The organism is Dyadobacter arcticus (assembly GCF_011762185.1).
Classification (GTDB): Bacteria; Bacteroidota; Bacteroidia; order Cytophagales; family Spirosomataceae; genus Dyadobacter; species Dyadobacter arcticus.
Window position 1 is genome coordinate 39535 of record NZ_JAASQJ010000007.1, and the last position, 18866, is coordinate 58400.

Here is an 18866-nt window from a genome sequence, read left to right on the forward strand (position 1 = left end):
TATCCCGCCCTATGAATTTTCTGATCATCATTATCCTTTCCGCTGCATTACAACCTTTTACACCCTGGTGGGTTATCGCAATCATTCCATTTGCAGTACTTTTCTGGCGCTCTACCCGCTCATCCCAAGCTTTCTGGGCCGGATTCGGGGGCGTCGCATTACCTTGGCTGGCCTACGGCTATTATCTCCGTTTTATCTCCGAAAGTACCTTATCCGATCGCGTTGCCGGTATCTTTTTTCTTCCAAATGGCATCCTGCTGCTGCTTGTTACTGCCTTGATAGGCGGTTTAGTCGGCGGGATTGCGGGATTATCAGGTTTTTGGACTCGGCAACTTTTCAGGAAACATCCTGTTGTAGTTTCTTCGTAAACCTGACCTTCGCAAGGGTAGGACATATCCATTGTACTTAAACACAAATCATTATCTTTGCGGCTTGTTAAAAAAAACAATAAACTTTAAAAACGTGAATAATAATACTTCGTTAATCTGGAACATCGTGCTTTCTCTTGCTGTGGCGGTGTTATTTTTTCTCCATTTTTCAAGCAAGCCCTCAGCAGATTCAGGTGTTGCAGCAGATGGCAATGTGGTTGCTGGTCGCCGCACCGTTTACGTTCAGGTCGATTCTCTTTTGAAAAACTACGAATTCTTCAAGGATACCCGCAAAGAACTTGAAAACAAAAACTTCCAATTGGAAAATGAATTGAATACAAAAGGTCGCTCATTGCAAAACGAAGTCGCTTTCTTTCAGCAAAAAGCACAAACCATGACTCCTGAGCAGGCACGTTCGACTGAGGCGCAGCTGATGAAAAAACAGCAGGACCTGGTAGCTTACCGTGATCAGTCGGCGCAAGCCCTGGGACAACAGGAAGCCAAGAAAAATGAAGAGCTTTACAGAAATATCCGTTCGTATATCGACAAATATAATAAGGATAACGGCTACGAATTTGTACTCGGTTACTCGCTTGGAGGCGGTATCTTATTTGCGAACCCTTCCCTTGACGTAACTCAAAAAATCCTGGATGGCTTGAACAAAGAATACAAATCGACTGGAAAAGCCACTCCTGCTGATACTACAAATAAGAAAGACTAATTAATAAGTAGTATAAAATTAAAAGGCGGCCCGCTGGAATCAGCAGGCCGCCTTTTTGATTATACTGAATTTGAATTTATATGTCGGAAGAACTAAGTTTCGCCCCGATATATTCCCGGTTCATTCTTGCTATGTTAACCTGGCCAATTTCTTTGGGGCATTCGGCTGAGCAAGCGCCCATATTGGTACAGTTTCCGAAACCTTCCGCATCCATCTGAGCTACCATCTTTTCCGCACGAATGCTGCGTTCTGCCTGACCTTGCGGTAACAAAGCGAGTTGTGAGATTTTTGCAGATACAAAAAGCATTGCCGATGCATTTTTACAGGCAGCAACACACGCTCCGCAAGCAATACAAGCAGCAGCTGAAAATGCCTCGTCCGCAGCTACTTTTGGAATAGGCAAACTGTTTGCATCCTGTGCATTACCTGTATTTACAGATATAAATCCTCCCGCGGATATAATCCGGTCGAATGCGTCCCGATCCACTACAAGATCTTTAATCACCGGAAACGCCTTAGCTCTCCATGGTTCGACCACAATTGTATCTCCGTCCTTGAATGACCGCATATGAAGCTGGCAGGTCGCAACACCTCTTAACGGTCCGTGTGGCCGGCCGTTGATATACATGGAACACGATCCGCAAATACCCTCACGGCAATCATGATCAAACGCTACCGGTTCCTTGCCCTCTTCAATGAGTTGTTGATTCAATACATCGAACATTTCGAGAAACGACATATCAGGAGAGACGTGGTCCAGCTTATAATTCTCAAAACCTCCCGCTGCTTCTTTATTACTTTGTCTCCACACTTTGAGAGACAAACTCATATTTCCTTCCATACCTATATATGCTTTAATACTGATATCACTTTTTCTTATAAACTATAAATTCACTGTCGTAAGCAAGATAATTCCTACCGTAAACATTCAAGGTTTCAACACTGTCCTTCTGGCTGAAAGTCTTGGCCAGATCGTAATTCTGCCAAAACGAATTCGCCTCCACTTTGGAAGCCTTTGACAAATCCCACGGACGAAAAACCACCCAGTTCGGTTGGAGGTAATTGATCAATTGTACGTAAGATTCTGTCTTTAAAGTCTTTCTGGCATCAATCACTTTCGTATTACACAACCCGGGATAGTCATACATCGTTAACCCCGAATAAAAGCCAATGTATCCTAACGGTTCTAAAAAAACTGTTTCTTCCGGTGTCTTTGACTCTTCTTTCAGCCAAAGACCAATTTTTTTCCTTAACCCATTTTCAATCAGATCCTGTTGGGAACGCATTTGGATTAATCCTCCAAAATAAACCCACAGCTGTGCCGCTAATAAAAAGCTGAGAGTACCAATTGGTAACCACTTCCTGCGTTCGCTTACCATACCCATAACCGGTTGAGCGACCGCACAGCCAATGCTGACCAAACAAATCACCATTACTGCCGGAATATACCATGGGTAAATGGTAGGAGAAAAAACATTCAAATAGGATGCAACCAGAAATGCTGCAAATGACAAAAACCTGGCATTTGAGTTAACCTTTGGAATAACCCAAAGAAAAACGGCAACATAGGTGATGCACTTCATTATAAACAGCATCAAAAAAGGCCAGCTGTCGAAATAATAATAAGCAGGAGCAAAAATCCATAGAAATGGTGCCTCAGACGAAACCAATCCCATGAATACGGACTGAACATAATGTAAAGTCCGGTTCAATATGCTTTCCGGCGTTAATGTAAACCCTTTCGCAAGAACTGTATTTGGGACCGGGTTTCCGTAGTACCACCACGCGAAAAGTATCCAGGGCGCATAGAATAATATTCCTAACATGCCACCCTGAAAAAACCCTTTAACATGTTCCCACGAGCGATTCTTAAACAACAGATAACCTAATAAAAGCGATCCAATATGGATAAAAGCATCCGGCCGGCTCCACATCAAAAAAGCAAAGATTAATCCGAGCCTTAAAGGTTTTAGTACCGTGCTGATGAACAATTCCCTGATCAACAACACAATTCCCAAAAGCATAAAGGCCGTCTCCATACCATTTATGCTGTAATCAATGCTTTTTTCATCAAAAACCAGTGCTAAGGTCACCAACAGGGCTGGCCAGAAAGCTGCTTTAATGTTTGTCGAAAAAAGGTCAAAAACAAGCTTCACCGTCAGACCGATGAGCAACATATTAATGACCCGAAACGACCAGATGACCGCTTCATCATCATGTGTTATAAAATTAAGGAGCGCAGGGATCAACGTACCAATCGGTGACGTGAATGAATGCACTCTTTCATTCATATTAAATGTAAAACCCAATCCTTCAGACAAATTTTTCGAAGCCCTGAAAGTAATGTACCAGTCTTCCCATCGGTGATCTGTGTAAACAGCAAAAAACAAAGCCGATAGTGTGCCCAGAGCAAAAACGAACCAGGAAAAATTCTTCGAATTGGAAAAAGACATATTTAACGTTAAAGATGTTTTACGCGCCTGAAATGATGGAGAGCCGCGTCCGCCGAGTAACTATTTATAGCTCCTTTGGGCAATTTTAATATTTTCATAGATCAGCTCTTCTTTATGAAGCTCCCACTCTTCCGGCCCTTTGTGCTCCCAGGCTGACACAAACATAAACTGCTCGTCATCTCTAAGTGCCTCACCCTCTTTGGTTTGAAACTCTTCACGGAAGTGGCCGCCACACGATTCGTTGCGGTTCAGCGCATCAATACACATTAGCTCACCCAATTCGATAAAGTCTGCTACCCGGTTTGCCTTATCCAGCTCAGGGTTAAAGTAAGTGGCGGTACCCATTACTTTCACATCCGTCCAAAAATCTTTACGCAACTGGCGGATCTCATCAATTGCTTCTTTAAGACCTTGTTCATTGCGGGCCATTCCGCATTTATCCCACATAATCTGGCCCAGACGGCGGTGGAAAACCTCAGGTGATGTTTTTCCCTGAATGCTCAATAATTTATCGATCCGCTCTTTTACCTCCTTCTCAGTCTGAACAAATGCCTCATGATCCGTTGAGATTTGCCCGGTCCTGATTTCATTGGCAAGATATGACCCGATTGTATACGGAATTACGAAATACCCATCGGCTAGTCCCTGCATCAAAGCAGAAGCACCTAGGCGGTTTGCACCGTGATCCGAGAAATTCGCTTCACCCAAGGCATAAAGTCCTGGAACAGTTGTCATCAGGTTATAATCAACCCAAAGACCACCCATGGTATAATGTACCGCAGGGTAAATCCGCATTGGAACTTCATAAGGATCTTCACCGGTGATCTGTTTGTACATATCAAACAGGTTACCATACTTTTCTTTCACGACCGCTTTTCCCCAGGCGATGATATCGGAGTCGGAAGCATTGTGAATGTTGTTTTTATTGGCTTCTCCGCGTCCATAACGTTCAACGGCAGCAGCAAAGTCCAGAAAGACAGCCAGTTTGGATGACCCCACACCATAACCTGCATCGCAGCGCTCTTTGGCCGCGCGGGAGGCAATGTCACGCGGAACAAGGTTCCCGAACGCAGGATAGCGACGTTCGAGATAATAATCCCGTTCGCTTTCAGGTATCTCATTTCCCGGACGCGTATCGTTTTTTTCCTTGGGCACCCAGATTCGGCCATCATTCCGGAGTGATTCCGACATTAAGGTCAGCTTGGACTGATGTTCACCCGAAACAGGAATACAAGTCGGGTGGATTTGTGTAAAACATGGGTTACCAAAAAAGGCCCCACGCTTGTGCGCCTTCCAGGCCGCGGTTACATTGCTGCCCATCGCATTTGTGGACAGATAGAAAACGTTTCCATATCCGCCGCTACAAAGCAATACGGCATGTGCGCCATGTCTTTCCAACTCACCTGTGACCAGGTTTCTTGCAATGATGCCCCTGCATTTACCATCTATGTTGACCACATCCAGCATTTCGTGACGGTTGTACATTTTAACCGTACCCATTCCAACCTGCCGCTGCAGCCCTGAATAAGCTCCAAGTAATAATTGCTGCCCTGTTTGCCCGGCCGCATAGAATGTGCGTTGCACCTGCGTACCTCCAAAGGATCTGTTCGAAAGCAGACCGCCATATTCCCGTGCAAACGGGACCCCGGCAGCAACACATTGATCGATAATACTTCCTGAAACCTCGGCCAGACGGTGCACATTACCCTCTCTTGCGCGATAATCACCTCCTTTTATGGTATCATAAAAAAGACGGAAAATGGAATCACCGTCATTTTGATAATTTTTAGCAGCATTGATCCCTCCTTGTGCGGCAATAGAGTGCGCGCGACGGGGAGAATCCTGAAAACAAAAAGCTTTTACTTTATAACCAAGTTCGGCCAGGGTAGCAGCCGCGGAAGCACCTGCAAGACCGGTACCCACGACAATAATTTCGAGACTACGCTTATTTGCCGGATTTACCAGCGGAACAGAAGAACGGTATTTACTCCATTTTGTTTCCAGCGGTCCTTGCGGTGTTTTGGCATCCAAGCGGGAAGAAGTTGCCATATATTTATTATTTAATCGAAATTTGAATTGAAAAAATGCCTAACAGGCACTATAATGTTAGTAGACCCAGCCCAGATAAATGGAAAGCGGCATCAGGGCAAAAATGATTGGGACAATGATAGAGAATGCGGTGCCTACGAAAGATATGGCGCCATTGTACTTGATGTGGTGCAGTCCTAATGTTTGAAACGCACTTTTAAAGCCGTGAAGAAGATGCCAGAAAAGAGAAATGCAGCCAGCGACATAAATCAATACTACCCATACATTTTGGAAAATATCCAGCATCATCTGATAAAGATTGAGCTCTTCGCCGGTTGCAAATTGATTTGACCGGTTTGGAATCCAGAAGTGGGAAGTATGTATGACAAGAAAAATCAACAGCAGTGTACCGAGGAGACCCATGCTTCGTGAATACCAGGTACTGTTAGCAGATCGGTTGTTTACTGAATAACCCACAGGTCTGGCATCGTTGTTATTTTTCCATAACAAAAGGCCATCTGCGATGTGGATCAGAAATCCTGCGATCAGCCCAATTTCCAGGGTTCGAATGATCGGATTGGTACCCATAAAATGGCCCCAGTGCGTAAATGTTTTACCGCCATCATTGTAAAATATCATTGCATTGATGGTGGCATGAATGACCAGAAAGCTTATCAAAAATAGCCCGGTAAGAGCCATCAGGAGTTTTTTACCAATTGAACTCGTTAACGTTTGTGAAAACCACGACATAGCAACACGAATGGTTTTAGTGCAAGAAAATTAAGTATATTTAGAACGATTCAAAGGTATGTCACAAACCCATGCAAGGCAATAAAAGCTTTCCATTTTTGCCTGGGCGTTCACAATTTATAATCATTATTAAGAATTATTAAACCTAAAAAAATGGATGCTAGTCAGGAAGTTTACGGGTTATGCGATACATTCTCCGGTCTTCATATCTACTAAAAATCTTAGTGATTTTATTATGTAAATAGCAAGTCTTAGACACGGCTGGGAGACTTACCACATACCTTATTTATGTAGTTGTTTCGTATGTTTACAAAATCACATATAATTAGGCTTTACGCACACATTTTTCCTAAATTTTCGTTGATTTGATTAGTTGACAGATGTTATCTGATCCATATCAACCTCTATCTCAATTCGCTTGATCATATATTTTATGCGTACTGCTTTACGAATACTCTTACTTTCCTTTTGCCTTGGTTTGCTGTGTACCGGATATGACGCAATGGCGACGCACATCCGCGCCGGTGAGATCACAGCCAGGAGAATATCTGCTACCACACTTACCTATGAGCTGAAACTGACTGCTTATTTTGACATTCAAAATGGAGAAGGCGCGGCAAATGCTCAGAATAGCGTATTTTTCACCATTGGCAATGTTAACTCTACCGGTAATCCTGTCATTCTGGAGGCGCCACGGCAAGAGAGCCCGCCACCAAATATTGGTAACAATACAACCCGTAACACCTACATTATCAATTACACATTCCCGTCGACAGGGGAATATCGCATTTCTTTTGAAGAAGACAACCGGAACAACGGTATCCTCAACATTGGTCCGCCGCCAACACAAAATTTGAATTTTTACGTGAGTACCATTCTGGAAATCAATGCCAGTTTCGGTTTGAACCAAACACCAGTGTTGCTCAATGCACCTATCGATTTGGCTGCTGTTAGACAAAGGTATATCCATAATCCAAACGCTTTTGATGCCGACGGTGACAGTCTTGCTTATAGATTGTTTGTGCCCCAAAGGAGCGGGGTCAATGGTGCTGGTATCAATTTACAATATGTCAACCCCAACCAGATCGGTGCGCCGGGTGCCACGGAGGCTGGTGCTTCACCGGCAACTTTCAGCATGGACCGCATTACGGGCGATCTGGTCTGGGACGCGCCGGTTACAAAAGGTTATTACAATGTTGCCTTTGTCGTCGAGGAATGGCGGGACGGGGTGCTCATCGGCCAGATCGTCCGTGATATGCAGATTATTGTAGAGGATGCGCGTAACGACAGGCCGCTCATGGACCCGTTGCCCGATATATGCGTTGAGGCAGGTACCCGGATCAACCAGCAGGTCAAGGCCACTGATAAAAACGGCGACAAGCTTACCCTTACTTCTACGGGCGGCGTTTACCAGGCTGCCCTTATATCGCCAGCTTTGGCTACTTTCAATGTTGCCCAGCAGGGTTCACAATCCACCGTCCTGGGACAGTTTGTCTGGCAGACTTCCTGTAACCACATCCGGCAGGAGCCTTATGATGTGCTTTTCAAAGTGGAAGATGCCGCTGGGCCCAATATCCCCAATGCTTCCTTGTTCCGCAAGCTTGTCGATATGACCACCCTGAACATCCGCGTGTATGGCCCCAAGCCGCTCGGGCTTAGGGCCGTTGCGGCCACCGATCCAGCTGGTGTTGCTTACAGGCTGAATTGGGAAGCCTATAAATGCCAGGTCGATGGGGCAAAAATCGTCATTTACAGAAAAGAAGGGTGTACCGATATCCTGGAAGATGTCTGCATTACCGGTATCCCAGCTGGCTCAGGTTATGAAGAGGTGGCGCGCGTCAATGTCGACCAGGTGACTTACCTTGACAACAATAATGGAACTGGCCTGCGTGCAGGGGTTTCTTACAGCTACCGGCTGGTGGTCGAGTTCCCACGCCCGGGCACTAATGTCAATGAGCCGGGAAGTTTGATCGGTGGCGGGGAAAGCGTGGCTTCCGATGAGTTCTGTCTCAAACTGCCCATGCTCATGCCCGTCATCACCAATGTGACCGTGGATACCACCTCCGATATTAAAGGTGTGATAACCATTAAATGGACAAAACCTGCCGCTCCGTCAGGGCTGCCTGCACAGTACCGCCTTTTCAGGGCAGTGGGGCAGACGGGTACTGCCTTTACACAAATTGCAACCATCAATACCACGCTTGCAGCTGGCGCGCCAGATACCATTTTTGTCGACCGCGGCTTGAACACTTTGGTCAACCCATACAATTACAAACTTGAATACTGGTACACGCAAGGCGGCACATTGGTCGAGCTCGACGAGGCCAAAACAGCCAGCAGCGTCAGGCTTGAACAAGGCGCCGCTGAGCCCAGCAGGGTCAGGATCAACTGGTCGGCATTGGTACCCTGGGACAATACGAACCGTACCCACAGGGTCTATCGGGAGGACAAAACAAAGCCAGGGACTTTTAACCGCATTGCAGATGTAAATGTACAGGGGCCGCAGACCTTTACATTTATCGATGACGGTACCGACAGGTATGCTGCCGATGGGACTGTGAATGTGACCATTGTCAATGATTCGACTTACTGTTATAAAGTAGAGACCGTGGGCTCGTACAACAACAGCCAGATCAAACCTGCCGTCCTTTTTAACTTTTCGCAGATCCTGTGCGTCTCTTCTTCCGATACCACCAAGCCTTGCCCGCCCGTGCTGGCACTCGACCCGCTGAATTGTGATTCGCTCAATGCGCACCCCGATGCTTATTGTGATTTGCCCGGTTTTACAAACCATCTTTCCTGGACCTACCCGCAATCGGTGGGTGGAAAAGATTGTGACCCCAATGTACTGGCCTACAAAGTATACTATGCCCGTTATGAAGGCGATGCCCCGGCCCTGATTGCTACGGTGACCATCCCGCCAGCGCCTTTGGCCACCACTTATGACCACCAGGGACTTACCTCTTTTGCAGGTTGCTATTATGTCACGGCTGTCAACCGGTTTGGGGCCGAGAGTGCGCCCAGCAATATTGTATGCAAGGACAACTGCCCTATGTTTGTGCTGCCCAATGTGTTTACGCCCAATGGTGATCTGAAAAACGATGTCTTTCAGCCGTTTGCGTGCCCGGCTTTTGTACAGTCGCTGGAATTCAAGGCATTCAACAGGTGGGGCGCCCAGGTGTTTTCTACCAAGGATGTCAACATCAACTGGAACGGGAAAACCAACGGCGGCAAAGACCTGGCGGCAGGGCAATACTACTACGAGGTGACCGTCTATTTTGAATCTTCCAAAAGAGTAAGCACGCCTACCACCATCAAAGGATGGGTGCAGCTGCTCAGGTAACAGCCTTTTTTCTTTCAAAGACAAGTATTTCCTTTGTATCCCGTCCTGGCAAATGCAGGACGGGATACTTTGTTTAATCCTGAACAATCTTAAATCACCAAAATATGAATAAGGCATACGTTTTCCCTGGTCAGGGCTCACAGTTTAAAGGAATGGGGCTGGATTTATATCAAACCTCCGATTCGGCGAAAGCTTTATTTGAAAATGCAAATGAGATCTTGGGATTTGACATCACCAAAATCATGTTTGAGGGCTCGGATGAAGAGCTTAAACAGACCAATGTAACCCAACCTGCTATATTCATTCATTCTGTGATTCTTGCGAAGATCAGTACTGACTTTGTTCCAAATATGGTGGCTGGCCACTCTTTGGGTGAGTTTTCTGCATTGGTGGCAGCAGGTGCATTGTCTTTTGAAGATGGTCTTTCATTGGTTGCAAAACGTGCTGACGCTATGCAAAAAGCCTGTGAGATCCGCCCGTCCACCATGGCCGCCATCCTGGGCCTGCCTGATTCTATAATTGAAGAAATTTGTGCTGGAATCACCGATGAAATTGTGGTTCCTGCCAATTACAATTGCCCGGGTCAGGTTGTTATCTCAGGTACCGTGGAAGGCGTTGAAAAAGCCTGTGAACTTCTTAAATCTGCCGGTGCAAAAAGGGCGCTCATACTGCCTGTCGGCGGCGCTTTTCACTCACCGCTGATGGAGCCTGCCCGAGAGGAACTTGCTTCCGCGATTCACGCTGCCCAGTTTCAGGCGCCCATCTGCTCGGTGTACCAAAATGTTAATGCCAGACCCGCGACAGAAATAACGGTCATTAAGGATAACTTGATTTCCCAGCTCACTGCACCTGTAAAATGGACGCAATCTGTTGAGCAGATGGTTGCTGACGGTGCTAAAATCTTCATTGAATGTGGTCCTGGCAAGGTTTTACAGGGTTTGGTCAAAAAGATCGCCAGTACCGTAGAATTTAAAAGCATTTAATTTTTTTATCCAAAAACTTGACAACCTGGAGTAGTAACATTACTTTTGCACCACTGTTTTCGGTTTTGGCCGATGGTGTAATGGTAACACAGGACATTTTGGTTGTCTTATTCAGGGTTCGAGTCCTTGTCGGCCAACAGTAAAAAATGAAAGGAGCTCCGTTTGTGAGCTCCTTTTTTGATTTCAGTTCAACAGCTTATCTAGGTCTTCTTTGAGTTTTGGAGACGACGGTCGCGCCGCATCCGGCATTAGCAATCTTTCCCTACGGATTGATTAATATAAATCTTGGGATAGAGTTTACGCTGTAATCCTTGATGAAGGCTGAATTCCAGTCATTATCTGCAAGAATCTGGATTCCTGCAGGTGTTTTGTCTTTAATAAAGCTTCTCCATTTTTCGTAGCTCTTTTCGGCATCAATAGAAATGCCTACAAATGCGATATTCCTGTTTTTATATTGTTCTTCAAGCTTTTTGAGGAAAGGCATTTCCGCTATGCAAGCCCACACCAGGTCGCCCAAATATCAATATAAACGTATTTACCTCTCAAATCCACTAATTTGGTAGTCCAACCATCGTAATTCTCATATTCAAAATACGGCGATCTCTTACCACTCCCGGCCGATCAAAACCAATGATCCTGTGGTCATGATATTTATCAAATGGTACGTCAAAAAAAGTTTCTGCCTTCTCGTAGCAAGCGCTATTTCATAAAAATACAGTGGTTTTTACCTCCTTCCCTTTTAAGAATCTGTACAAATTAATCGATGAAACGACCATTTTTGTCTTTCGATTAGCCTTTTTGATCGATAAGTGCTTTTTTAGGTAACAAATTTGCTATTTTGGTGACTTATAGCTTTTTGCTCTTATAAAATTTCCAGATGAAATATTACATTTACCATGTTTTAACCTAAACAGCACCCCTATGAAAATAGACAAAATCAAAAAGCGTGATCGCGAACGCACCAAGAGTAAGATACTCAAGGCTGTTGGCGAAGTAATCGAACAACACGGAACAGAAAAAGTAGGCGTAAACCTGATTGCACGGACAGCAGGAGTAAATAAGGTGTTGATTTACAGATATTTTGAAAGTGTTGACGGTTTAATGGAACAGTATGTCAGGTCGGGCGAATATACCTCTACTACCAGCACTGATTATATCGACAACATCCCGACTTTGACACCTGACCAGAGAGGCAATGCACTGAACAGCCTGATGCAAACTTTTATGCATGATCTACGCGAGCGAAAAGCTACCCGGGACTTGCTTCGATGGGAAATCGGAACAGGTAAATCAATGCTTTCTGACGCCAGAAATCAGGTAGCTACCCGAATTTTAACAAAAATAGGCGACTTACCCCACTACAACGACACTAATGCCCTGGTGGCATTTCTCACAGCAGGAATCTATTTTATGACCATTTCCGCCGACTATCGTGAAAAAATGATTGATGTTGACTTGCAAACCGAAGAGGGATGGAAGCGCATTGACAGACTGATCGAAAGGATTATTACGGATGTCAGAAACTAGGAAAATACTTATGAAGGAGTCCTTTCGCCAGTCGGAAGGACTCTTTTTTTTGTAATTTGCCTCATCATTTATGTACCACCGTTCGTTTTTTTATATCAATGCCTGGAATTCCAAAGCGCCGGTTTGTAAAGGCTGAAATTGTATGAGTGTCTTAAAAAAACTGGCTAGTGATACCGCAATTTATGGCATCAGTACTATGCTGGGCCGGTTCCTGAATTATTTGCTTGTCGCCCTCCATACTAAGCTTTTTGAACCGGAACAAATTGCTGCGCAAGGACAACTCTATGCGTATGCAGGTTTTGCAGCAGTGCTCTACACTTTTGGGATGGAAACTACATTCTTTCGCTTTGCCCGAAAAGAGGAGGACCGGAAAGCGTACTACAATCTGATCCTGAGCGCCGTGATCATTGCCAGTCTGTTCTTTTCAGGATTGGTTTACACTTTTGCCGACGGAGCTGCGGCTTTTATAAAATACCCGGAGAGCGTATCGCTGGTCCGCATGTTCGCTATTATTATGGCGATCGACGGCATTGTGGCCATTCCATTTGCGAGGCTTCGGCTGGAAGGAAAAGGTAAGAAGTTTGTAAAGGTCAGGGTGCTCAATATTTTGATCAACATTTTCCTGAATATCTTCTTTCTGATTATTTGCCGCGATATCAATAATGGCTCCTATTTGCCCGCATTGAAACCCCTCATTGGGTTATTTTATAATCCGCTCCGAGCGCCAGACTATATTATTCTGGCCAATCTGATTGCCAATCTGGCCTTTTTTATCCTGTTAAGAAAAGAATTTTCAGACTTCAAATTTGTCTTTAACACCACGCTTTTTAAACCGGTTTGGGTTTATGCATTCCCTATCTTAATCATGAATGCGGGTGGCGTGCTGAATATGCTGTTCGACCGGGCCTTTATCCAATTCCTTTTGCCGGATCATTTTTACCCTGGGCGTACCACCAAACAAGCCATTGGCATTTACGTACAATGCTATAAGTTATCCATTTTCATGAACCTGGCGATTCAGGCCTTTAAATATGCCGCTGAGCCATTTTTCTTTTCGAAAGGTGAAGACAAGAACGCGCCGCCGGTTTTTGCAAAAGTGACTAAATACTTTACGATTGTATGCGTACTCATGTGGGTGGGCATTTGTCTGAACCTGGATCTTTTCGCAAATTTATTTTTAAAGCAAAAAATTTATCACGAAGGTCTGATTGTAGTACCCTGGCTGCTTCTTGGCTACCTTTTCCTCGGGATTTATTATAATCTCACAACCTGGTTTAAACTGACAGACAAGACGCATTATGGGACTTGGTTCACCTTGATAGGTGCCTTTATTACCATTGCTTCAAGCTTTATCCTTGTTCCTCGGATCGGTTATCTTGGATTTGCGATTGCGTTTACGTTATCCGGGTTCATCATGCTCGGGCTTAGCTATTACTTCGGTCAGAAGTTTTATCCTGTGCCGTATGATGTGGTTTCAGCGCTCGGTTATATAGGTGTTGGAGCTGTGGTTATTTATGGATCTTCGCTGATTAAAATCCCTGATCTATGGATTTCGGTGCCGGTACATATGACGGCATTTTTCATTTTTGCAGCAATCGCTTTCTTTTTGGAGCGTAAAAATTTGCCGTTTTCTTCTAAAACCACCAGAACCTGAGTCGGTTCACCTTATGGTTGCATTTCTCGCAGCAATTTATTTGAAAACAGGAATTCTTTCAATTCAGGGACATCTGTTTTGATAATATCAGCACTTATTCCTTCCCATAACTTTGCTCCCTCATACATAAACATAATGTTTTGCCCTATCTCCATTACCGAGTTCATATCATGGGTAATGATGATGGTGGTGATCTCATATTCTTCTGTTATCTCCTTGATCAATTCATCAATTTTTACAGAAGTTAGCGGATCAAGACCTGAATTGGGTTCGTCGCAAAAGAGGTATTTGGGATTCATAACAATGGCCCTGGCAATACCTACCCTCTTCTTCATCCCACCACTGATCTCGGACGGCATGCGTTTGGAAGCGGCTTCCAAACCAACACGCTGAAGACAAAAAGCGACCCGGCCCTGTTTTTCCTGAATGGACTGATCGGTAAGCATATCCAACGGAAAGCGCACATTCTCCTCTACCGTTTTAGAATCAAAAAGTGCTCCGCCTTGAAAAAGAACCCCCATTTCACGTCTTATCGACTGCCGGGTTTCTTTATCGCAATTATAAAAATCACGACCATTATATAACACATTTCCCTTATCAGGCTTTACTAGCCCGATCATGCATTTTAACAAAACGCTTTTCCCGGTACCGCTGCCGCCAATAATGAGATTGGTTTCCCCTTTTTGAAATTCAGCTGTGATTCCTTTTAAAACGTCTTTACCGTTGAAAGCCTTTGCTATATCGTTTACTTCAATCATTGTTCGTTTCTTATGACTGGCAGATTAGCCGTTCCTTACAAAAGCAATTGGGCGAGCAGGTAATCTGCAATCAACACCGAAATACAGCTGTTTGTCACCGCATCTGTGCTTGATTTTCCGACTTCCAGAGCCCCGCCTTCGGTAAAATATCCTTTAAAGGAAGAGATAGAGGCAATTAAAAACCCAAATACAAATGGCTTTATGCACATAAAAAAGATGTTGTAGGGTACAAATGAATCCCTGATGCCATAAAGATAATCCCGTTCAGTGATCACTCCGGTAAGTGTGCCTGCCAGGTAACCACCCATAATTCCTAAAAAAGCAGAGAAGATAACCAGCATTGGAAAAGTCAGCATGGCAGCGATTACCTTGGGAAGGACCAGATAAGACGATGAATTGATTCCCATTACTTCCAAAGCATCTATTTGCTCGGTAATGCGCATCGTACCAAGTTCACTGGCAATGTTGGATCCCACTTTACCAGCAAGCACCACGCAGGTGATTGTGGGCGCCAGTTCCAGAATTTCCATATCGCGAACAATTAATGCCACCGTAGAAACTGGAATAATAGGGCTTACCAGATTGTAAGCCGTTTGAATGCACGACACCGCACCGATGAAAGTGGAGACAATTGCAACAATAAATATTGAACTGACACCTATCCCGACACATTCTTCCATTAGCCTGCGCCAGTAAACCGGCAGCTTTTCGCCCTTTGAAAATAGTGTACCTAAAAAAATAAAGTATTTCCCGATTACAGACATGATATCTTGATTGTATTCAATATTTTCGGGAAAATTAGGCAAAAAAAGAAGCAATCTGAAAAATGAATCCATTAGCGGTAGTTACCGGCGGGACAAAAGGAATTGGAAGGGCAGCAATTGAGCGATTTTTGACCGGCGGTTTTGATATAATTACCTGCGCACGAAATGCAAGCGATCTGCATGAGTTGCAGGAAGAGCAAAAAAGCCGCTTTCCCGACTCCAAACTGCATTATTTAACAGCAGATCTATCTGTACGGGATGATGTTAATGCCTTTCTGGAATTTGTAAAATCCAAAACAAGCTTTGCGGAGGTACTTATTAATAATACCGGCGTATTCATTCCGGGACAAATTCATAACGAGGGGGAGGGTACCCTGGAAAAAACAATGGAGACCAACTTATACAGTGCCTATCATCTGACCCGCGGTCTTATACCGGTGATGATGGATAAAAGGAAGGGCCATATTTTTACCATTTGTTCAACGGCTAGCATTATTGCCTATCCAAATGGCGGATCGTACTGCATATCGAAATTTGCATTGTATGGCATGACAAAAGTGTTGCGGGAGGAGATGAAATCATATCATGTGAGGGTAACGGCAATACTTCCGGGTGCTACATTTACAGACAGTTGGAAGGGTACAGATCTGCCGGAAAACCGGTTTATGGAAGCCCGCGATATTGCAGAAGCAATCTGGTCTGCTTATTGTCTTTCGCCCCGTGCCGTGGTGGAAGAAATTTTAATTAGGCCACAATTAGGTGATTTGAATTGATTAGTGAATCATATAGCATTTTTACTAAATTGCGCCATTTTTAAAATTATTTATTAAACCCAGATTTCATTTCATGGAACAATACCTCGGTATAGACGTGGGCGGTACTAACGTAAAAATGGGAATCGTTGACGCGACGGATGGACGAATTTCTAATTTTTACAGTCACGATACCGCTAGCTGGCGTAGTTCAGGCCATTTTATAGAACGATTAGGTGATGCTATCGCTTTGCAGCTTGTTGAATATCCCGAGGTAAAAAGGGTTGGGATCGGCGTTCCAGGACTTACAACCCGAGACAGGACCACCCTCATTGAAATTACGGCCATCCCCGAAATTGATGGCATCCCTATCGTTCCAGACCTGAAAACCAGATTTCCCAATCACGATTTTTACCTCGAAAATGACGCTAATGCAGCGGCATTAGGCGAATATTATTTTGGAGCAGATAAGCTTCCCGAAGATTACATATTTGTAACATTGGGCACAGGCATTGGCGGTGCTGCGATTATCGATAAAAAGGTGTTTAAAGGAGGAGGTGGCAATGCAATGGAACCCGGTCACGTACCCTCCAAGAATGGCAAAGTCCTTGAACGCAATATTGGCAAAAAGGAATTACTGGACCTGGCGAATGCGATGCGGGCGAATTACAAAGGCCAAACCCAGCTTCCATCTGATGGAACGATCTCTACGACCGGACTGGTCGCTGCGGCAGCGGGCGGCGATGAGTTAGCGAAACAGGTGTTTTATGAGATGGGTTACTTGCTCGGCGAAGGACTTGTATCCATGATCCGCATCCTCGACATCACAACTATTTTGATTGGCGGTGGCATTTCTGCCTCATTTGAATTTATTTTGCCTGCAATCAACGACCGGTTCAAATATTGGCTTACACCATATTATATAAAAACGATCAGTATCAAGCGCGCAACATTGGCCAATGATGCCGGTCTGCTCGGAGCAGCTTCATTGTGTTTTGATTAAAATGCTGACCGTCAGATCCACATTTACACAGTTACACTTTCAATTCTTTTGATGAAATTATCGGTTATTGTTCCTGCTTACAACGAAGAAAAAACGATCTGGAAAGTACTGGATAAGCTTAAATCTGTTGAACTGCTCAACGATTTTCAGAAGGAAATAGTAATTGTTAATGATTGTTCTTCAGACGGCACAGAGGCGGTGGCAAAACGTTTCATTGCTGAAAATCCTCAGATTGAGATCAGTTATTTCCGCCACGAATACAATCAGGGTAAAGGAGCAGCCTTGCATACAGGGATCCGGAAGGCGTCAGGGGATTACATTATCGTTCAGGATGCTGATCTTGAATACGATCCGGAGGAATTTAATATACTTCTAAAACCAGTCATTGCAGGATACGCCGATGTGGTATATGGCTCCCGCTTCATGGGTGGGAGGCCACACCGGATTCTCTTCTTCTGGCATACAATCGGCAACAAATTTCTGACTTTCCTCAGTAACATGTTTACCAATCTCAATCTCACGGATATGGAAACGTGTTATAAATTGTTCCGTGCAGATTTGCTTAAAGGTTTGGTACTGAAAGAAAACCGCTTTGGTTTTGAGCCTGAGGTTACTGCTAAAATTTCCAAAATCTCGAAGATACGTATTTACGAGGTAGGCGTCTCTTACTACGGAAGGACGTATGAGGAAGGTAAAAAAATTAATTGGAAAGACGGTTTCAGGGCTTTGTACTGCATTGTAAGGTATGGCCTGGGTGGTTAAACCCAAGCCTACCTTCCTATTTATTTATAATGCTCTTGACCCACTGCCTAAGATTAGACGGTATAATTTTCCGCATGAGCGATTCGGGCAAATACATTTTATAAGAGTAACCTACGTGCTTGATTGGGGTTCCCAAATAATTACTTTGCACTTCTTCCCCAGTCCCAATATCCATTACTTTCTGAATAGAAATCCTTTCTAATGCCATATCGGTTCTCATTGGTCGGTAATATGCGCAATTTTCAAAATAGAAATGATTAACCTGCGTGTACCGCGTTGATCCAGGCATTGTGATTTTCTCACCACCGTGTAGAAGGTTTGCAGACCAGATCAGCGCCTGCCCTTTCTTCAAATTCAGGATCTTCTTTTCCAGGTGCTTTTGGGCAACCAGCTCCTGAATAAAATCTTCGTATCTGGTATAGTAGTTCGCGATCATATCTTCAATTGAAGAGCTGGTCGATCCTTTCATTCCCAGGATTGACAGGTCGTAAAATGGTAACCTGTGGCTTCCCGGATAGTAATGCAAGGGCCCGTTCCCGTCATGCACATCTTCCAGGGCGATCCAGACGCCGGCAAGATACCGTTCTGGGACAGAGTTGAAGTGAATAGAATCGCTGTGGGTCCGCTGCTGGCTTCCGGTTGAAAAATTTAACGTCTGAAATGGAATTGGCCTTCTACGATAAAGCGTTTGCAGAATTTCAATGACTTTTGGAGCGGTCGCTATCTTTTTGATTGCTTCGTGATCCTGCCACGCATCCTGCAAACGATTCGTATTATGTTTAGCAAAGTCCGGTTTGATATGCGATAATGCCCTATCAATCAAATCATCATCAATTCCCGGGTCTATGATCACATATCCGTGCTCGGAATAATGCTTAACCATTGCAGCTGTTTCGGGATCGAGATTCGCTTCTTTTAATTCTGATTCAAAAAAAGGAGATTCAACCCAGGGAATTTGTATGTGGTGAGTAGGTACAGTCGCATTCATTGAATGGCTTAA

Annotated in this window: 17 protein-coding genes and 1 tRNA gene; 10 read left to right on the forward strand and 8 right to left on the reverse strand. The window is 44.4% G+C overall.

The window, feature by feature from the left end; all coding sequences use genetic code 11:
* The first annotated feature begins 11 nt into the window (after positions 1–11).
* Both FHS68_RS25025 and FHS68_RS25030 read left to right on the forward strand, forming a co-directional pair.
* Positions 12–368 (forward strand): hypothetical protein, encoded by a 357-nt coding sequence (locus tag FHS68_RS25025; protein WP_167276600.1) that lies wholly within the window; start codon positions 12–14, stop codon positions 366–368.
* 94 nt (positions 369–462) lie between these two features.
* Positions 463–1089 carry an OmpH/Skp family outer membrane protein gene (locus FHS68_RS25030; protein ID WP_167276603.1) on the forward strand — a complete coding sequence of 209 codons (627 nt, stop codon included), beginning with the start codon at positions 463–465 and terminating at the stop codon, positions 1087–1089.
* A 76-nt stretch (positions 1090–1165) separates the two neighbouring features.
* Here the strand turns inward: FHS68_RS25030 and FHS68_RS25035 are convergent, their stop codons facing one another.
* Genes FHS68_RS25035 through FHS68_RS25050 form a run of 4 tightly spaced genes read right to left on the reverse strand, consistent with a single transcriptional unit; the run spans position 1166 to position 6320 of the window.
* Positions 1166–1930 (reverse strand): succinate dehydrogenase/fumarate reductase iron-sulfur subunit, encoded by a 765-nt coding sequence (locus FHS68_RS25035; protein ID WP_167276605.1) that lies wholly within the window; start codon positions 1928–1930, stop codon positions 1166–1168.
* A gap of 25 nt (positions 1931–1955) precedes the next feature.
* Positions 1956–3542 carry a DUF8728 domain-containing protein gene (locus FHS68_RS25040; protein ID WP_167276607.1) on the reverse strand — a complete coding sequence of 529 codons (1587 nt, stop codon included), beginning with the start codon at positions 3540–3542 and terminating at the stop codon, positions 1956–1958.
* A 60-nt stretch (positions 3543–3602) separates the two neighbouring features.
* Positions 3603–5591 (reverse strand): fumarate reductase/succinate dehydrogenase flavoprotein subunit, encoded by a 1989-nt coding sequence (locus tag FHS68_RS25045; protein ID WP_167276610.1) that lies wholly within the window; start codon positions 5589–5591, stop codon positions 3603–3605.
* Positions 5592–5648: 57 nt separating this feature from the next.
* Positions 5649–6320, reverse strand: a complete 672-nt coding sequence (locus tag FHS68_RS25050; protein WP_167276611.1) for a succinate dehydrogenase cytochrome b subunit — start codon at positions 6318–6320, stop codon at positions 5649–5651.
* A gap of 433 nt (positions 6321–6753) precedes the next feature.
* Between FHS68_RS25050 and FHS68_RS25055 the strand changes: the two genes are divergently transcribed.
* The 3 genes from FHS68_RS25055 (at position 6754) to FHS68_RS25065 (ending at position 10783) form a co-directional block, all read left to right on the forward strand.
* Positions 6754–9663 (forward strand): T9SS type B sorting domain-containing protein, encoded by a 2910-nt coding sequence (locus FHS68_RS25055; RefSeq protein WP_229212058.1) that lies wholly within the window; start codon positions 6754–6756, stop codon positions 9661–9663.
* Positions 9664–9767: 104 nt separating this feature from the next.
* Complete coding sequence (gene fabD, locus FHS68_RS25060) at positions 9768–10646, forward strand: ACP S-malonyltransferase (protein ID WP_167276614.1); 879 nt, start codon at positions 9768–9770, stop codon at positions 10644–10646.
* A 66-nt stretch (positions 10647–10712) separates the two neighbouring features.
* Positions 10713–10783 (forward strand) — tRNA-Gln (locus FHS68_RS25065).
* Positions 10784–10908: 125 nt separating this feature from the next.
* On the opposite strand, the gene FHS68_RS26305 is transcribed toward FHS68_RS25065, so the two are convergent.
* Positions 10909–11151, reverse strand: a complete 243-nt coding sequence (locus tag FHS68_RS26305) for a TlpA family protein disulfide reductase (protein ID WP_374757536.1) — start codon at positions 11149–11151, stop codon at positions 10909–10911.
* A 416-nt stretch (positions 11152–11567) separates the two neighbouring features.
* On the opposite strand from FHS68_RS26305, the gene FHS68_RS25075 reads away from it, so the two are divergent.
* On the forward strand, positions 11568–12173 hold the full coding sequence (locus FHS68_RS25075; RefSeq protein WP_167276617.1) for a TetR/AcrR family transcriptional regulator: 606 nt from the start codon (positions 11568–11570) through the stop codon (positions 12171–12173).
* A 142-nt stretch (positions 12174–12315) separates the two neighbouring features.
* The gene (locus tag FHS68_RS25080; protein ID WP_167276619.1) at positions 12316–13827 is read left to right on the forward strand and encodes a lipopolysaccharide biosynthesis protein; all 1512 of its coding nucleotides are present in this window, start codon (positions 12316–12318) and stop codon (positions 13825–13827) included.
* A gap of 11 nt (positions 13828–13838) precedes the next feature.
* On the opposite strand, the gene FHS68_RS25085 is transcribed toward FHS68_RS25080, so the two are convergent.
* Positions 13839–14585 carry an ABC transporter ATP-binding protein gene (locus tag FHS68_RS25085; RefSeq protein WP_167276622.1) on the reverse strand — a complete coding sequence of 249 codons (747 nt, stop codon included), beginning with the start codon at positions 14583–14585 and terminating at the stop codon, positions 13839–13841.
* A 35-nt stretch (positions 14586–14620) separates the two neighbouring features.
* Positions 14621–15349, reverse strand: coding sequence for an MlaE family ABC transporter permease (locus tag FHS68_RS25090; RefSeq protein WP_167277037.1), 729 nt, complete (start codon positions 15347–15349; stop codon positions 14621–14623).
* Between the two features lie 62 nt (positions 15350–15411).
* Here FHS68_RS25090 and FHS68_RS25095 point away from each other — a divergent pair, with 62 nt between their 5' ends.
* From FHS68_RS25095 to FHS68_RS25105, 3 genes are all read left to right on the forward strand, one after another.
* Positions 15412–16122: an SDR family oxidoreductase gene (locus tag FHS68_RS25095; RefSeq protein ID WP_167276648.1), complete on the forward strand. Its 711-nt coding sequence runs from the start codon at positions 15412–15414 to the stop codon at positions 16120–16122.
* Positions 16123–16195: 73 nt separating this feature from the next.
* Entirely contained in the window at positions 16196–17104 is a 909-nt protein-coding gene (locus FHS68_RS25100) for an ROK family protein (protein WP_167276651.1), read from the forward strand.
* A 51-nt stretch (positions 17105–17155) separates the two neighbouring features.
* Complete coding sequence (locus FHS68_RS25105; RefSeq protein WP_167276653.1) at positions 17156–17866, forward strand: glycosyltransferase family 2 protein; 711 nt, start codon at positions 17156–17158, stop codon at positions 17864–17866.
* A 16-nt stretch (positions 17867–17882) separates the two neighbouring features.
* On the opposite strand, the gene FHS68_RS25110 is transcribed toward FHS68_RS25105, so the two are convergent.
* Positions 17883–18854 carry a phytanoyl-CoA dioxygenase family protein gene (locus FHS68_RS25110; protein ID WP_167276656.1) on the reverse strand — a complete coding sequence of 324 codons (972 nt, stop codon included), beginning with the start codon at positions 18852–18854 and terminating at the stop codon, positions 17883–17885.
* Positions 18855–18866 lie beyond the last annotated feature (12 nt).

Bases quoted from the DNA above. Each gene is read 5' to 3' on its own strand.
- FHS68_RS25025 (WP_167276600.1), top strand. From the start codon at position 12: ATGAATTTTCTGATCATCATTATCCTTTCCGCTGCATTACAACCTTTT.
- FHS68_RS25035 (WP_167276605.1), bottom strand. From the start codon at position 1,930: ATGGAAGGAAATATGAGTTTGTCTCTCAAAGTGTGGAGACAAAGTAAT.
- FHS68_RS25040 (WP_167276607.1), bottom strand. From the start codon at position 3,542: ATGTCTTTTTCCAATTCGAAGAATTTTTCCTGGTTCGTTTTTGCTCTG.
- FHS68_RS25045 (WP_167276610.1), bottom strand. From the start codon at position 5,591: ATGGCAACTTCTTCCCGCTTGGATGCCAAAACACCGCAAGGACCGCTG.
- FHS68_RS25050 (WP_167276611.1), bottom strand. From the start codon at position 6,320: ATGTCGTGGTTTTCACAAACGTTAACGAGTTCAATTGGTAAAAAACTC.
- FHS68_RS25055 (WP_229212058.1), top strand. From the start codon at position 6,754: ATGCGTACTGCTTTACGAATACTCTTACTTTCCTTTTGCCTTGGTTTG.
- fabD (WP_167276614.1), top strand. From the start codon at position 9,768: ATGAATAAGGCATACGTTTTCCCTGGTCAGGGCTCACAGTTTAAAGGA.
- FHS68_RS25075 (WP_167276617.1), top strand. From the start codon at position 11,568: ATGAAAATAGACAAAATCAAAAAGCGTGATCGCGAACGCACCAAGAGT.
- FHS68_RS25080 (WP_167276619.1), top strand. From the start codon at position 12,316: ATGAGTGTCTTAAAAAAACTGGCTAGTGATACCGCAATTTATGGCATC.
- FHS68_RS25085 (WP_167276622.1), bottom strand. From the start codon at position 14,585: ATGATTGAAGTAAACGATATAGCAAAGGCTTTCAACGGTAAAGACGTT.
- FHS68_RS25090 (WP_167277037.1), bottom strand. From the start codon at position 15,349: ATGTCTGTAATCGGGAAATACTTTATTTTTTTAGGTACACTATTTTCA.
- FHS68_RS25095 (WP_167276648.1), top strand. From the start codon at position 15,412: ATGAATCCATTAGCGGTAGTTACCGGCGGGACAAAAGGAATTGGAAGG.
- FHS68_RS25100 (WP_167276651.1), top strand. From the start codon at position 16,196: ATGGAACAATACCTCGGTATAGACGTGGGCGGTACTAACGTAAAAATG.
- FHS68_RS25105 (WP_167276653.1), top strand. From the start codon at position 17,156: ATGAAATTATCGGTTATTGTTCCTGCTTACAACGAAGAAAAAACGATC.
- FHS68_RS25110 (WP_167276656.1), bottom strand. From the start codon at position 18,854: ATGAATGCGACTGTACCTACTCACCACATACAAATTCCCTGGGTTGAA.